The organism is Saccharothrix sp. 6-C (assembly GCF_016695385.1).
Taxonomy (GTDB): Bacteria; Actinomycetota; Actinomycetes; order Mycobacteriales; family Pseudonocardiaceae; genus Actinosynnema; species Actinosynnema texasense.
In genome coordinates this window covers 275,751-291,225 of sequence record NZ_CP064192.1, presented here as the reverse complement: position 1 = coordinate 291,225, position 15,475 = coordinate 275,751, and the positions used below count along the sequence as shown (strand labels likewise).

12 protein-coding genes are annotated in these 15,475 nt (G+C 72.6%); 6 read left to right on the top strand and 6 right to left on the bottom strand.

Annotated elements, in window-relative coordinates:
* The first annotated feature begins 21 nt into the window (after positions 1 to 21).
* Both IOD16_RS01395 and IOD16_RS01390 read left to right on the top strand, forming a co-directional pair.
* Positions 22 to 1,275 carry a magnesium transporter MgtE N-terminal domain-containing protein gene (locus IOD16_RS01395; RefSeq protein ID WP_123744040.1) on the top strand — a complete coding sequence of 418 codons (1,254 nt, stop codon included), beginning with the start codon at positions 22 to 24 and terminating at the stop codon, positions 1,273 to 1,275.
* On the top strand, positions 1,268 to 1,855 hold the full coding sequence (locus tag IOD16_RS01390) for a DUF1003 domain-containing protein (protein ID WP_201438583.1): 588 nt from the start codon (positions 1,268 to 1,270) through the stop codon (positions 1,853 to 1,855). The genes IOD16_RS01395 and IOD16_RS01390 overlap by 8 nt, the downstream gene beginning before the upstream one ends.
* A 3-nt stretch (positions 1,856 to 1,858) precedes the next feature.
* On the opposite strand, the gene IOD16_RS01385 is transcribed toward IOD16_RS01390, so the two are convergent.
* Entirely contained in the window at positions 1,859 to 2,320 is a 462-nt protein-coding gene (locus IOD16_RS01385) for a MarR family winged helix-turn-helix transcriptional regulator (RefSeq protein WP_425471212.1), read from the bottom strand.
* Between the two features lie 132 nt (positions 2,321 to 2,452).
* Between IOD16_RS01385 and IOD16_RS01380 the strand changes: the two genes are divergently transcribed.
* Entirely contained in the window at positions 2,453 to 3,586 is a 1,134-nt protein-coding gene (locus tag IOD16_RS01380; RefSeq protein WP_123744043.1) for an Mrp/NBP35 family ATP-binding protein, read from the top strand.
* A gap of 227 nt (positions 3,587 to 3,813) precedes the next feature.
* Positions 3,814 to 7,500, top strand: a complete 3,687-nt coding sequence (locus IOD16_RS01375; RefSeq protein ID WP_201438582.1) for a CARDB domain-containing protein — start codon at positions 3,814 to 3,816, stop codon at positions 7,498 to 7,500.
* A 128-nt stretch (positions 7,501 to 7,628) separates the two neighbouring features.
* Here IOD16_RS01375 and tatB read toward each other — a convergent pair whose 3' ends face one another.
* From tatB to sigE, 4 genes are all read right to left on the bottom strand, one after another.
* Positions 7,629 to 8,009 (bottom strand): Sec-independent protein translocase protein TatB, encoded by a 381-nt coding sequence (tatB, locus tag IOD16_RS01370; RefSeq protein WP_201438581.1) that lies wholly within the window; start codon positions 8,007 to 8,009, stop codon positions 7,629 to 7,631.
* Positions 8,010 to 8,058: 49 nt separating this feature from the next.
* Positions 8,059 to 9,585 (bottom strand): S1C family serine protease, encoded by a 1,527-nt coding sequence (locus IOD16_RS01365; protein ID WP_201438580.1) that lies wholly within the window; start codon positions 9,583 to 9,585, stop codon positions 8,059 to 8,061.
* A gap of 81 nt (positions 9,586 to 9,666) precedes the next feature.
* Complete coding sequence (locus tag IOD16_RS01360) at positions 9,667 to 10,305, bottom strand: anti-sigma factor family protein (protein ID WP_123744047.1); 639 nt, start codon at positions 10,303 to 10,305, stop codon at positions 9,667 to 9,669.
* The gene (gene sigE / locus IOD16_RS01355; protein ID WP_201438579.1) at positions 10,302 to 10,877 is read right to left on the bottom strand and encodes an RNA polymerase sigma factor SigE; all 576 of its coding nucleotides are present in this window, start codon (positions 10,875 to 10,877) and stop codon (positions 10,302 to 10,304) included. Before sigE ends, IOD16_RS01360 begins: the two co-directional genes overlap by 4 nt.
* A 216-nt stretch (positions 10,878 to 11,093) precedes the next feature.
* On the opposite strand from sigE, the gene IOD16_RS01350 reads away from it, so the two are divergent.
* On the top strand, positions 11,094 to 11,720 hold the full coding sequence (locus IOD16_RS01350; RefSeq protein WP_201438578.1) for an O-methyltransferase: 627 nt from the start codon (positions 11,094 to 11,096) through the stop codon (positions 11,718 to 11,720).
* A 166-nt stretch (positions 11,721 to 11,886) separates the two neighbouring features.
* Here IOD16_RS01350 and glgC read toward each other — a convergent pair whose 3' ends face one another.
* Positions 11,887 to 13,101, bottom strand: coding sequence for a glucose-1-phosphate adenylyltransferase (gene glgC / locus IOD16_RS01345; RefSeq protein WP_123744050.1), 1,215 nt, complete (start codon positions 13,099 to 13,101; stop codon positions 11,887 to 11,889).
* A gap of 103 nt (positions 13,102 to 13,204) precedes the next feature.
* On the opposite strand from glgC, the gene glgA reads away from it, so the two are divergent.
* Positions 13,205 to 14,368: a glycogen synthase gene (gene glgA, locus IOD16_RS01340; RefSeq protein WP_123748123.1), complete on the top strand. Its 1,164-nt coding sequence runs from the start codon at positions 13,205 to 13,207 to the stop codon at positions 14,366 to 14,368.
* Positions 14,369 to 15,475: the final 1,107 nt, after the last annotated feature.

Genomic DNA, 15,475 nt, shown 5'->3' with positions numbered 1-15,475 from the left:
CCGGCGGACTAGCCTGATCACGTGCCTGCCGTGAACCGGGTCTTCGCCGCTCAGCTCGCCGGGTTGCCCGTCTTCGGACCGGACGGCGAGTCGATCGGCAAGGTCCGCGACCTGGTCATCGGCCTGCGGGTGGACCGCCAGCCGCCCCGCGTGCTCGGCCTGGTGCTGGAGCTGGCGACGCGGCGGCGCATCTTCGTGCCGATGCTGCGGGTCAACTCGATCGAGCCGAACGCCGTGACGCTCGCCACCGGGTCGGTCAACCTGCGCCAGTTCCACCAGCGCGCCAACGAGGTGCTGGTCGTCGGCGAGCTGCTCGACGCGCGCGTCACGCTCGCCTCCGGCGCGGCGGCGGTGCTGGTCGACGCCGCGATGGAACCCAGCCGCACCCGGGACTGGCGGATGACCCGGGTCGCGGTCCGGGAGCGCACGGGCCGGCTGGCCCGGCGCGGGCCGGTGCAGGTGCTGCACTGGGAGGACCTGACCGGCCTGTCGGTGACCGAGCTGGCCGGGCAGCCGCAGGGCGCGCAGCACCTGGTGGCGATCTTCGAGACGATGCGCGCGGCGGACGTGGCGCTGGCCCTGCACAGCCTGCCGTTCAAGCGGCGCTACGAGGTGGCCGAGGCGTTGGACGACGAACGGCTCGCCGACGTGATCGAGGAGATGGCCGAGGAGGACCAGAAGGACCTGCTGGCCTACCTGGACGACGAGCGCGCCGCGGACATCCTGGAGGCCATGGACCCCGACGACGCGGCCGACCTGCTGTCGGAGCTGCCCGAGGGCGAGAAGGACCGGCTGCTGGAGCTGATGGAGCCGGAGGAGTCCGAGCCGGTGAGGCGGCTGCTGGAGTACAGCTTCGACACCGCGGGCGGCCTGATGACGCCGGAACCGGTGGTGCTCGCGCCGGACGCGACCGTGGCCGAGGCGCTGGCGCACGTGCGCAACCCGGACCTGACGCCCGCGCTGGCCAGCATGGTGTTCGTGTGCCGGGCGCCGACGGCCACGCCGACCGGCCGCTACCTGGGCTGCGTGCACATCCAGCGGTTGCTGCGCGAGCCCCCGTCCGACCTGGTCGCGGGCGTGCTGGACACGGACCTGGCGACGTTGGCGCCGACCGCGTCGCTCGGTGACGTGACCCGCTACTTCGCCGCCTACAACCTGGTGTGCGGGCCGGTGGTGGACGAGAGCGACCACCTGCTCGGCGCGATCACCGTGGACGACGTGCTCGACCACCTGCTGCCGGCCAACTGGCGCGAAACGGGGCTGTCCCATGCCTGAGCTGCTGCCGCGTCGACGGCTCGACCAGCCGCGCACGGAGGGCCGGTTCCGGCTGTCGCTGGACCCGGAGGCGTTCGGCCGGTTCTCCGAGCGGCTCGCCCGGTTCCTCGGCACCGGCAAGTTCCTGTTCGGGCAGACGCTGCTGGTGCTCGTGTGGATCCTGCTGAACCTGTTCGCGGTGGCGCTGCGCTGGGACCCGTACCCGTTCATCCTGCTCAACCTGGCGTTCTCGACGCAGGCCGCGTACGCCGCGCCGCTGATCCTGCTGGCGCAGAACCGGCAGGACGACCGGGACCGGGTGTCGCTGGAGGAGGACCGGGCCCGCGCCGCGCAGACCAAGGCCGACACCGAGTACCTGGCCCGGGAGCTGGCCGCGCTGCGCATCGCCGTCGGCGAGGTGGCGACCCGCGACTACCTGCGCAGCGAGCTGGAACGCGTGTTCCGCGAGCGCAAGCGGCCCGCCAAAGACGGCAAGGACGGCAAGGACGCGGCGAAGGAGCCGAAGGACGCGAAGGAGCCGAAGGACGGCAAGGACCTGCCGGGCCTCAGGGAGGTCAAGGACGACGTGCCGTCGTCGTGAGCGTCAGGGCTCGTCGGCGCCCAGCCGGTCGCACGTGTGGCCGAACGCCTCCAGCTCCGCGTGGCCGAACGTCTCCGCGAAGTGCCGCGCCACGCCCGCGAGGTGCGTGCCGGAGGCCACGCGCAGCCGTTCCAGGCCCTGCGAGGTGAGCACCGCCACCACGCCGCGGCCGTCGCCGTCCGCGCGTTCCCGCAGCACCAGGCCCGCGCGTTCCAGGCGGTCGACCAGCCTGGTGACGCCGGAGCGCGACAGCAGCACGGCGTCGGCCAGCTCGGTCATCCGCAGTCGGTGCTGCGGCGCCTCGGCGAGCTGGACCAGGACGTCGTAGGCCGCGAGCGACAAGCGTTGCTCGGCGATCAGTTCGGATTCCAGGATCCGGGTGAGCCTCGCGTGCGCCCGGAGGAAGGATCGCCACACCCCCAGCTCGGTACGGGTGGGCAACCGGGCAGATCCGGTTTCCGGCACGGATACCAATGTTACGGAAAGCACGCGACCGGCTGCGCGCTGCCCCCGGAACGGGGGTGACCAACCGGTAGCTTGGAGGTGCACGGCCCGCCGTAGCATGGCGGTCCCACCACCTCTCCCGAAGGCGTTCCCGTGACTCTTCCTACCGTTGACGACGTGCAGAAGGCGTTGGCCGGTGTCCAGGACCCGGAGATCCGGCGTCCGATCACCGACCTCGGCATGGTCAAGGACGTCGTGGTCGGTGACGACGGGGTCGTGGACGTGGCGGTCTTCCTGACCGTTTCCGGCTGCCCGCTGCGCGACAAGATCACCGCCGACGTGACCGCCGCCGTGTCCGCGCTCGACGGCGTGACCGGTGTCCGCGTCGAGCTGGACGTGATGAGCGACGCGCAGCGCACGGAGCTGCGCAAGACGCTGCGCGGCGGCGTCGAGGAGCCGGTGATCCCGTTCGCGCAGCCCGGTTCGCTGACCCGGGTGTACTGCGTCGCGTCGGGCAAGGGCGGGGTCGGCAAGTCGTCGGTGACGGTGAACCTGGCCGTCGCGATGGCCGCGCGCGGGCTGTCCGTCGGCGTGGTGGACGCCGACATCTACGGCCACTCCATCCCGCGGATGCTGGGCACGGACGCCCGACCCACCCAGGTCGAGAAGATGATCATGCCGCCGCAGTCGCACGGCGTGAAGCTCATCTCGATCGGCATGTTCACGTCGGGCAACACCCCGGTCGTGTGGCGGGGCCCCATGCTGCACCGGGCGTTGCAGCAGTTCCTGGCCGACGTGTTCTGGGGCGACCTGGACGTGCTGCTGCTCGACCTGCCGCCGGGCACCGGCGACATCGCCATCTCGGTGGCGCAGCTCGTGCCGAACGCCGAGATCCTGGTCGTGACCACGCCGCAGCAGGCGGCGGCCGAGGTGGCGGAGCGGGCCGGGTCGATCGCGTTGCAGACGCGGCAGCGGATCGCGGGCGTGATCGAGAACATGTCGTGGCTGGAGCTGCCGGACGGCACCCGGATGGACGTGTTCGGCACGGGCGGCGGGCAGGTCGTGGCCGACTCGCTGACCCAGGCCGTGGGCGCGGACGTGCCGCTGCTGGGCCAGGTGCCGCTCGACCCGCGGGTCCGCGAGCAGGGCGACTCGGGCACGCCGATCGTGCTGGCGCACCCCGAGTCGGCGCCCGGCCAGGTGCTGACGGCCGTGGCGAAGAAGCTGTCGACCCGCTCGCGCGGGCTGGCCGGCCGGCTGCTGAACGTCACCCCCGCCGGCCGCTGACGTCCTGATCCCGAGGCAGGGGCTCCCGATCCGGGGGCCCCTGTTTCGTGCTGCCCGCGTCCGGTCGGCCGTTGACGAACCGCCGCTCGTCTGAAACCTTTGTACGCAACCTCGCAAGAAGTTGACAATCCAAGCTCAAAATCTTCATATCGAATCGCAACTTAGCGGCAGGCGCTCCGCCGCAGTCTGCCGACAGCGCACCGTCGTCCCCAACGAAGAGGACACCGATGACACGGAAGCAGCGCAGCCGGCGACTGATCGGCGGCATCCTCGCGGTCGGCTTGACCGCGCTCGGCCTTTCCCCCGCCTCAGCGGCGCCCGACCCCGTGCGGGCCGCCGCGGTCGACCTGGCCGCGGGCAAGCCCACCTCGGCGAGCAGCTCGCAGGCCGGCTACCCGGCGGCCAACACCACCGACGGCAACCAGGCCTCCTACTGGGAGAGCGCCAACAACGCGTTCCCGCAGTGGCTCCAGGTCGACCTCGGCGCGACCTTCGGCGTGAGCCGGGTCGTGCTGAAGCTGCCGACCGGCTGGGGCGAGCGCACGCAGGCGCTCGCCGTCCAGGGCAGCACCGACGGCACGTCGTTCACCGACCTCTCGCCGTCCGCCGCGCGGCTGTTCGCCCCGGCGAGCGGCAACACCGCCACCATCGACTTCACCGCCCGCGACGCCCGGCACGTGCGGCTGCGCGTCACCGGCAACACCGGCTGGCCCGCCGCCCAGGTCTCGGCGTTCGAGGTCTACGGCGCCACCACCGGCGACGGCCGGGCGCCGACCGCGCCGGGCTCCCTCTCCTTCACCCAGCCCGCCGCCGGGCAGATCCGGCTGGCGTGGACGGCGTCCACCGACGACACGGGCGTGACCGGCTACACCGTCTACGCCAACGGCGCGGCGCGCGCCACCGTGTCGGGCACCACGCTCACCTACACCGACAGCCAACCGGCCACCGCCACCGTGACCTACACGGTGCGGGCGCGGGACGCGGCGGGCAACGTGTCCGCCGACAGCAACGCGGTGACGCGCGTCGGGCAGGGCGGCGGCGGCACGAACCTTGCGGCCGGCAAGCCGATCGAGGCGTCGTCGTCGACGTTCGGCTTCGTCGCCGCCAACGCCAACGACGGCAACCTCGCCACGTACTGGGAGGCGGGCGGGCAGTCGGCCACGCTGACCGTGAAGCTCGGCGCGAACGCCGACGTGACCTCGGTCGTGGTCAAGCTCAACCCCGACCCGGCGTGGGGGCCGCGGACGCAGAGCTTCCAGGTGCTCGGCCGGGAGCAGGGCGCGACCGGTTTCACGTCGCTGGCGGCCCGCGCCGACCACGCGTTCAGCCCGACCGGGAACCAGAACACCGTGACGGTGCCGGTCGGCGGGCGGGCGGCGGACGTGCGGCTGGAGTTCTCCGGCAACACCGGCGCGCCGGGCGGGCAGGTGGCCGAGCTCCAGGTCGTCGGCACGCCCGCGCCGAACCCGGACCTGACCGTCGCGTCGGTGACGTGGACGCCGGCCACCCCGTCGGAGGTCGACGCCGTCACGCTGTCGGCAACGGTCCGCAACACCGGCTCGGCCGCCTCGGGCGCGACCTCGGTCGACTTCAGCCTCGGCGGCACGGTCGTCGGCAGCGCGCCGGTCGCCGGGCTCGCCGCCGGCGCGTCGGCCGCGGTGTCGGTGAACGCGGGCCGGCGGGCGATGGGCAGCTACCCGGTGCGGGCCGTGGTCGACCCGACCGACACCGTCGTCGAGCAGGACAACGGCAACAACGCGCACACCGCGCCGTCCCCGCTGGTGGTGTCGCAGGCGCCCGGCCCGGACCTGACCGTCACCGGCGTCACGTCCACCCCGTCGAACCCGGCGGTCGGCACGCCCGTGTCGTTCACCGCGTCGGTGCACAACCGGGGCACCACCGCGGTCGCGGCGGGCAGCGTCACGCGCGTCACGGTCGGCGGCGCCACCCTCACCGGGCAGAGCCCGGCCGTCGCGGCGGGCGCGACGGTGAGCGTCCCGGTCGGCGGCACCTGGACGGCCACCGCCGGCGGCGCGACGATCACCGCCACGGCCGACGCGACCAACGTCGTCACCGAGACCGACGAGACGAACAACGCGTTCTCCCGGTCGATCGTGGTCGGGCGCGGCGCGGCCGTGCCGTACGTCGAGCACGAGGCGGAAGCGGCCCGCTACCAGGGCACCCTGCTGGAGGCCGACCCGCTGCGGCGGTTCGGGCACACCAACTTCGCCACCGAGTCGTCCGGCCGCAAGTCCGTGCGGCTGACCGGCACCGGCCAGTTCGTGGAGTTCACCTCGACCGCCGCGGCGAACTCGATCGTGGTGCGCAACTCGATCCCGGACGCGGCCGGCGGCGGCGGCATCGAGGCCACCATCAGCCTCTACGTCGACGACGTGTTCACGCGGAAGCTGACGTTGTCGTCGAAGCACAGCTGGCTCTACGGCACCACGGACGACCCCGAGGGGCTGACCAACACGCCGCAGGCCGACGCGCGGCGGTTGTTCGACGAGGCGAACGCCCTGCTGGCGCGGACCTACCCGGCCGGCACCCGGTTCAAGCTGCAACGCGACGCGGGTGACACGGCGGCGTTCTACGTCATCGACCTGATCGACCTGGAGCAGGTCGCGCCACCGTCGTCGCAGCCCGCCGAGTGCACCTCCATCACCGCCTACGGCGCCGTGCCCGGTGACGGCGGCGACGACACGGACGCCATCCAGCGCGCCGTGACCGACGACCAGAACGGCGTGATCGGCTGCGTGTGGATCCCGGCCGGGCAGTGGCGGCAGGAGAAGAAGGTCCTGACCGACGACCCGCTCAACCGGGGCCAGTACAACCAGGTGGGCATCCGGGACGTGACGATCCGCGGTGCGGGCATGTGGCACTCGCAGCTCTACACGCTCACCGAGCCGCACCTCGCGCAGGGGAGCATCAACCACCCGCACGAGGGCAACTTCGGGTTCGACATCGACGCGAACACGAAGATCTCGGACATCGCGATCTTCGGTTCGGGCCGGATCCGCGGCGGCGCGGGCGGCGCCGAGGGCGGGGTGGCCCTCAACGGCCGGTTCGGCGTCGGGACGAAGATCACGAACGTGTGGATCGAGCACGCCAACGTCGGCGTGTGGGTCGGCCGCGACTACGACAACATCCCCGAGCTGTGGGGGCCCGCCGACGGGGTCGAGTTCAGCGGCATGAGGATCCGCGACACCTACGCCGACGGGATCAACTTCACCAACGGCACCCGCAACTCGCGGGTCTTCGACTCGTCGTTCCGCACCACCGGTGACGACTCGCTGGCGGTGTGGGCGAACCGCTACGTCAAGGACCAGGCGGTCGACGTCGCGCACGACAACGCGTTCGTGAACAACACCATCCAGTTGCCGTGGCGGGCCAACGGCGTCGCGATCTACGGCGGCCACGGCAACAAGGTGGAGAACAACCTCGTCTACGACACCATGAACTACCCGGGCATCATGCTGGCGACCGACCACGACCCGTTGCCGTTCTCCGGTCAGACCCTGATCGCCAACAACGCCCTGTTCCGCACGGGCGGGGCGTTCTGGGGCGAGGCGCAGGAGTTCGGCGCGATCACGTTGTTCGCGCAGAGCCGCGACATCACCGGGGTGACGATCCGCGACACCGAGATCCACGACTCGACGTACGACGGCATCCAGTTCAAGTCGGGCGGCGGCACCGTGCCCGGGGTGGTCATCAGCAACGTCCGCATCGACCGCTCCACCAACGGAGCGGGCATCCTGGCCATGGGCGGCGCCCGCGGCAGCGCGACCTTGACGAACGTGACCATCACCAACTCGGCCGCCGGAGCCGTCGTCGTCGAACCGGGCTCGCAGTTCACCATCACCGGCGCCCCGACCACCACCGCGACCGGCCGGCGCGGCCAGGGCGTCTCCTGACCGGGTCGGCCCCCCTCGAACTCACGGCAGGGGTCCCCGCCAAGGGGACCCCTGCCGTGAGTCCACCGGTGGGGTACGACAATCCCGGGCCCGCGCTCGGGCCGACCGGGCCCGGGGCAGGCAGGACGTCAGGTGGCGTCCGGGTCGAACGGGGGGCGCTCGCCGCGTTCCAGGGGACGCTCGCGGCTGGTGGTGTCGCGGGCCGGGGGGACGGCGGGGTGGCCGTTCGGCTTCTCGGCCGGGTCGTCGTCCCACAGGTGCTTCGTGATCGCGCGCTTGGGGTCGAAGTTGCGCAGCTCCCGCAGGTCTTCGAGGGGCTTGCGCAGCTGCTCGAACTCGGGCCCCATCTCCTGCTTGAGCTGCTCCCGCGCGCCGGTCGCGTACTCGCGGACGCGGCGGACGGTCTTGCCGACCCACGCGGCGGCGTCGGGCAGTCGTTCCGGGCCCAGGATGAACAGGCCCGCCACGACGATGACGAGGATCTCAAGCCACCCGATGCTGTCGAACACCCTCGTGCCCCACCTTCCGCGCCCCAAGCCCTGGCTGCCAGCGTAGCCGTCAGTCGGACCGCAAAGTCACCTGCACGGTCAGCTCACGGCCCTGCCTGGCCAGCACGACCGGCACGGTCTCGCCGATTTCATGGTCCCTCACCGCGACGGTCAGCTCCGCGGCGTTGCGCACCATCCGGTCGCCGACCCGGGTGATCACGTCGCCTTCCTCGATGCCCGCCGCGTCGGCCGCGCCGCCGTCGGGCACGTTCTGCACCTGCGCGCCCTCGGCCGTCTCCGCCGAGGCCGACCGCACGTTGATGTTCATGTCGGCGTGCTTGACCTCGCCGTCGCGGATCAGCGCCTGCGACACCTTGCGCGCGTAGTTGCCGGAGATCGCGAACCCGAGGCCGACCGAGCCGCCGGTCTCGGTGCGGATCGACGAGTTGATGCCGACCAGCGCGCCGGACGAGTCGACGAGCGCGCCGCCGGAGTTGCCGGGGTTGATGGCCGCGTCGGTCTGGATCGCGTCGTAGGTGACCTGCGGCCCGCCGTTCTCGCCCGCCGCCGTCACGGGCCGGTGCAGGGCGCTGACGATGCCCTCGGTCACGGTGTTCGACAGCGACAGCGGCGAGCCGATCGCGAGCACGGTGTCGCCCACCGCCAGCTCGTCGGAGTCGCCGAACTGCAGCACGGTCGGGTTGTCCACCTCGACCTTGATCACCGCGAGGTCGGTCTTGGAGTCGCGGCCGACGACCTGCGCCACGGCCCGCTTGCCGTCGGTGAAGACCACGGTCAGCTTCGCCGACGTGTCCTGCACCGCCGGGGCGACCACGTGGTCGTTGGTCAGCACGTAGCCCTCGCCGTCGATGACCACGCCGGAGCCGACGCCGGCCACGCTGGCGCCCTTGAACTCGATGGACACGACGCTGGGCGTGACCCGCTGGGCGATGTCGGCGACCGACCCGACGGGCCGTTCCTTGCCGGGCTTGACCTCGGCGAGCGTGACGCCGCCGTCGGTGAGCGGGTTTCCGACGCGGCCCATCAGCCAGCCGACCAGGCCGCCGCCGGCGCCGACCACCAGCGCGGCCACCATCAGCAGCACCAGGCCCATCGGCTTGACCCGCCGCCCGAACAGCAGTTCGGGCACGCTGAGCTGCGGTCCGGGCCGGGGTTCCGGCTCGGGTCCGGTGTCGGGCTGCTCGGTGACGGCGGGCGGGCCGATGACGGCCGACGCGCCCGGGTCGCGCCACGCGTCGCCCGCCGGTTTGCCCTCCCAGAAGACGGGCTCCACCTCGGGCTCGCCGTTCAGGTCGACCGGCGGTCGTTGCAGGAGGGTGTCGTCGTCGCCGCGCGGCCGGCCGAACGCGGTGGACAGCGCTTCCGGTGGCGGCGGCGCGAGCTGGACGGACGAGTGGCCGTTGAGGCCGGGGCGGTCGGCGGAGAAGGCGCCCGCCACGCCCTGCGGGCGGCCGAACACGGCTTGCTGACCGGTGTCGACGGCCGGGCGGTTCAGCGGACGGGGTGCGAGCCTGCGGTGCGCCCCGTCGTCAACACCCGACCTGGGAGTCCCGTTGCCCTGCTCTGGCTCGCTCATCGCTCCCCGCACGTCGTCACACCATGGTTCTCGCGGGGCAATCGTGACCGATGACCGGTGAAGTTGCCGTCAGCGGGCTGGTCAGCGGCCCAGGACGCCGGTGTTCACGGCGGGGCGCAGCACGCCGACGGGTTCGCGGTCGTCGATCGACGCCGGCGCGACCACGGGCGAGGGCTGCGGGGAGTTGCCCTGCGCGGGCGGCGGCGCGGTGTCCTCGCTGCCCGGTGCGACCAGGGCGAGCGCGCCGAGCATGAGGCCGGACACGACGACGCCGGCGCCTTGGCGGGCGCGTCGGCCCCCGAACAGGCCGGTGCCGAAGAGACCCGTGCCGATGCGGCTACCGCCGCCGGTCCCGAAAGGGCGGCCGGACCCCAGCACGGGACCGTCGCCGAACGCGACCCGGTCGGGCCGCTGGACCGTGACGAGCTGGCCGTCCTCGGAGACCGCGAGGCCGTCCGGCGCGCTGGGCAGCTCCACTTCCTGCGGGATCGCGCCCAGCCTGGCCAGCAGGCTCGCGGGCGCGCACGGCGCGTCGGCCGCGCGCACGGCGGAGCGGGCCTGCTGCTGCGAGTACGCCTCGGCCGCGCAGAACGGGCAGCGCTGGAGGTGCGCGGACGCCCGGTTGTGCGCCGAGGCCGTCAGCTCGCCGTCGACGAAGGCGACGACCGCGTCGGGCAGCAGGTGCTGCTCGGGCAGTTGCCAACCTCGCAGGTCGGTCATGCAGAGTCCTCCAAGGCCAGACCCCGACGGCGTTCCAGTGCGACCCTCAGGGCCTGGCGGCCCCGGTGGATCCTGCTCCTCACGGTACCGAGTTTGACGCCGAGGGTGGCGCCGATCTCCTCGTAGGAGAGTCCTTCCACGTCGCACAGGACGACGGCGGCGCGGAACTCGGGCGGCAGCTCGTCCAGCGCGGCCTGCAACTCCGGGTCGAGGTGCGTGTCGTCGTAGACCTCCTCGGGCGTGGGGTCGTCACCCGGGATGCGGTCGGTCTCCTCGGGCAGGGCCTCCATGCGCACGCGGGAGCGGCGGCGGGCCATGTCGAGGAACAGGTTCGTGGTGATGCGGTGCAGCCAGCCCTCGAACGTGCCGGGCTTGTACGACGCCAGCGAGCGGAACACCCGGATGAACGTCTCCTGGGTGAGGTCCTCGGCGTCGTGCTGGTTGCCGGACAGGCGGTAGGCCAGCCGGTACACCCGGTCGGCGTGCTCACGCACCACTTGGTCCCAAGAGGGCGCGATCCAGTCCGCGTCCTCGATGGGCGCGGTCGGTGTGGCGGTCGGCTGCTTTGGCATCGGGCGGTTACGCACCTCCACTGGGCTGGCTGCCCTGCTGCACGGGTCAACGCTCGGCTCCCCCGACGTGTTCCCGTTGGTCTTGCTCGTCATGCGTTGGGGTCAGCTTGACTTGCTCCCTTATAACCATCGTGAGAGGCGGCTGAGAGCAGGCTGAGAATCCGGGTGTCCGCCGGATTCACCCGAACCGACGCCGGCGGCGTTAGCCTTCGTGCTGTGGATGCGCCGACGCGCGAGTACGTGGAGGGCTACCTGCCCGAGGACGCCGTGACCGCGGCCGCCAGGGCTCGTGGCGCCGGGTTGGGGTGCGTGCCGATCGGGTCCGGCGGCGGGGCGGCGTTGCGGTTCCTCGCGGCGGCGACGCAGGCCAAAGCCGTGGTGGAGATCGGCACGGGCGCCGGCGTCGGCGCGTTGTACCTGCTCGGCGGCATGCCCGCGGCGGGGGTGCTGACCTCGATCGACGTGGAGCCGGAGCACCAGCGGGCGGCCCGGGTGGCGTTCGCGGAGGCGGGGATCGCGGTGTCGCGGACCCGGTTGATCATGGGGCGGGCGCTGGACGTGCTGCCCAGGCTCACCGACGGAGCGTACGACCTGGTGTTCGTGGACGCGGCGAAGGCGGAGTACCCGAAGTACCTGGCGGAGGGCGTGCGGCTGCTGCGGCCGGGTGGCGTGATCGCGTTCGACAACGTCCTGTGGCACGGCCGGGTGGTCGACCCGGCGCACCGGGACCCGGACACGGCGGCGATGCGGGAGGTGGCGCGGTCGGTCCGCGACGACGACCGCCTGGTGCCGGTGATCCTGCCGCTCGGCGACGGCCTGCTGGTCGCGGCGAAGGTCGGCTGAGGGCCCGACACGCCCGGCCGCCGAGCGGCTTCGGGTCCACTCGCCGGACCACCCGACCTCGCCGGCGCGGGTTCACCCAGGTGGGTGAACCCCGGAGGTCGGCCCCGACTCGGGGCGACGTCGGGGACCTCACCCGGGTGAGGTCCCCGACGCGGCACTCCTGCCGTCAGTGAGCCGTGACGCCCTTCCCCAGCACGGTCACCCCGCCGGACGACACCGTGTAGCGCTGCCGGTCCGTCGCCGGGTCCACGCCGATCAGCGCCCCGTCGGGCACGACGACGTTCTTGTCCAGGATGGCCCGCCGCACCACCGCGCCGCGCCCGATCCGCACGCCCGGCAGCAGCACGCTGCCCTGCACCACGGACCCGGACTCGACCACCACGTCCGAGCTGATCACCGACCCGTGGACGGTGCCGGAGATGATCGAGCCCGGCCCCACCATCGAGTCCTCCGCGCTGCCTCCCGCGATGAACTTCGCGGGCGGCAGCGGCGGGGTCGCCGTCCGGATCGGCCACGCCTGGTTGTAGAGGTTGAACACCGGCCGCACCGACACCAGGTCCATGTGCGCCTCGTAGTAGGCGTCGATGGTCCCCACGTCGCGCCAGTAGCCCCGGTCGCGGTCGGTCTCCCCCGGCACCTTGTTGTCGGCGAAGTCGTAGACGTGCGCCTGCCCCTGGTCGACGAGCATCGGGATGATGTCGCCGCCCATGTCGTGGTCGGAGTCGGGGTTCGAGGCGTCCGCCCGCAACGCGTCGATCAGCGCCTCGGTGGTGAACACGTAGTTGCCCATCGACGCGAAGGTGACCTCCGGGTCGTCCGGCACGTGCGGCGGCTCCGCGGGTTTCTCCAGGAACCGGGTGATCAACCCGGTCGAGTCGGAGTCGATGCAGCCGAACGCCTTGGCCTCCGCGCGCGGCACCCGGATGCCCGCCACGGTGACGCCCGCGCCGGTCTCCACGTGCTGCTGCACCATCTGACCGGGGTCCATCCGGTAGACGTGGTCCGCGCCGAAGATGATCACGTGCTCCGGCTTCTCGTCGTTGACGAGGTTCAACGACTGGAAGATGGCGTCGGCGCTGCCGGTGTACCAGCGCGGCCCGAGCCGCTGCTGCGCCGGCACCGGCGTGACGTACTGGCCGAGCACATTGGACAGTCGCCACGTGGTGGAGATGTGCCGGTCGAGGGAATGGGATTTGTACTGGGTGAGCACGCAGAGCTTCACGAAACCCGCGTTCACCAGGTTGGACAGGACGAAGTCCACCAGCCGGTAGTTACCGCCGAAGGGCACCGCCGGCTTTGCCCGGTCGGCGGTCAACGGCCACAACCGTTTGCCTTCGCCACCGGCGAGGACAATTCCTAGAACGTGCGGTTGCCCTTTCACAGCAACGACCCTAACCGGGTGACCACCGCCCCACCAACGGCGAAGTAACGCAAACCCCTCTCGTTCACCCGGCTGCCCCGGCGGGCGGGTTACGGTGAGCGACGTGCGAATTGGACTGCTCACACGGGAGTACCCGCCGGAGGTCTACGGCGGCGCTGGGGTGCACGTCGGTTTCCTCGTGCCGAGGCTGCGCGAACTGGTGGACGTGGACGTGCACGCCTTCGGCGGGCCGCGCGCGGACGCCAGGGCCCACAACCCGGCCCACGGCCTGGAGCAGGCGAACGCCGCGCTGGCCACCTTGTCGGTGGACCTGGAGATGGCCGCCGCGCTGGGCGACGCGCAGCTCGCGCACTCCCACACCTGGTACGCCAACATGGCCGGTCACCTGGCGAAACTGCTGCACGGCATCCCGCACGTGGTGACCGCGCACTCGCTGGAGCCGCGCCGGCCGTGGAAGGCCGAGCAGCTCGGCGGCGGCTACCGGGTGTCGTCGTGGGTGGAGCGGACCGCGTACGAGGCGGCGGACGCCGTGATCGCGGTCAGCGAGGGCATGCGGGCCGACGTGCTGGACTGCTACCCGGCGCTGGACCCGGCGCGCGTGCACGTGGTCCGCAACGGCATCGACACCTCGGCCTACCACCCCGTCACCGAGACCGACGCGCTGCTCCGGCACGGCATCGACCCGACGCGGCCGATCGTGACGTTCGTCGGGCGGATCACCCGCCAGAAGGGCGTGGGGCACCTGGTCGCCGCCGCGCACCGGATCTCGCCGGACGCGCAGGTCGTGCTGTGCGCGGGCGCGCCGGACACGCCGGAGATCGCCGAGGAGACGCGGCTCGCGGTGGCCGGGCTGGCGGCGTCGCGGCCCGGGGTGTTCTGGATCCAGCAGATGCTCCAGCCGGCCGAGGTGCGGCAGATCCTGAGCCACTCGACGGTGTTCGTGTGCCCGTCGGTGTACGAGCCGCTGGGCATCGTGAACCTGGAGGCGATGGCGTGCGGCACGGCGGTGGTGGCCTCCGACGTGGGCGGCATCCCCGAGGTCGTCGACCACGGGCGGACCGGGCTGCTGGTGCACTACGACGAGAAGGACGTCGAGGCGTACCGGGTGGCGCTGGCCGACGCGGTGAACGAGGTGCTCGGCGACCCGGCGCGGGCGGCGGCGTTCGGCGAGGCGGGGCGCGCGCGGGCGATCGAGGAGTTCTCGTGGGCGACGGTGGCCGAGCAGACCGTGGCGGTGTACTCGGCCGCGCTGAACGGCGCCCAGTGACCACCTGAGCCCGCGATGTGACGTGCGCCACTCGATCCCGATGCAACGGTACGGGCCGCCGACCGCCTTTAACCAGTAGGGGCGACTACTGGGGGCGGTATGCGGTGGCTTGTGCTCCTGCTCGCGCTGGTGGCCGGTGGGTGCGCCACGCCCGCGTTCAGCGCGGAGCAGGTCAGGTTGACCATCGAGGGAGAGGCGGTGCTGGACGCGCCCGGCCTGCAGTCGCGGGCCGAGGCGGAGCTGAGCTACACGCTGTCGTTCGGGTACGTGGCCCGGACCGGGCAGGACGCGGTGAGCTGCTGGTTCGCGCGCACCGGTGAGGCGTTCGAGGTCGACACGCGGCTGTGGTGCGGTCCCGTGCAGGTGCCGGGCACGGCCGCGACCACCGACTGGGTGCCGGTGCCGTTGAAGCAGGTCGGGCGCAACGCCTTCGGCATCCGCCTGGAGGTCCAGCCGCCGCAGGTGCCCGCGCAGGGCGCCCGGAGCACGCCGGTGGGGAAGCTGGTGCGCACCGACGGGCGGGTGACCGACGCCGACCAGGGCGTCGGGCAGGCGGGGCCGGACTTCCTGGCCGTGCTGCCCGACGACGGGCAGGTGCTCGACGCGGCGTCCGCGATGGTGCGCGACGACCAGCTCGAAGTGCACGTGACCGGGTACTCGTCGCCGTCGGTGTGGCCGACCGCGGAGGGTGACCTGCGGGCCGAGCACGGGGTGGCGCTGCGGGTGCTGCGGGTGCGGGTGACGCGGCACAGCGAGGTCGACTCGGCGTTCGGCCAGACGCCGTGGCGCGGGTGGCTGCCGCAGCCGCCGGAGCTGTCGCTGGACGTGCCGGGCCGGCGGCACCGGCTGCCCGCCGACCGGCTGCCGGACCACGGGTCGGCGCTGATCGTCTACACCGTGCCTGTCGGCGGCGGGCCGGAGTCGCTGGTGCTCGACACCGTGGGGGCGAAGTCGCTGCAGCAGCGGGTCGAGGTGCCCACCGGGGTGGTCGTCGGCGAGGCGACGAAGGTGCTGCGGCGGGCGCCGGGGCCGGAGGAGATCTCGGTGTCGACGCCGATGGCGGTGGGCGGGTCGGCCGGGTCGGTGGAGGTCGTGCGGGCGCGGCTG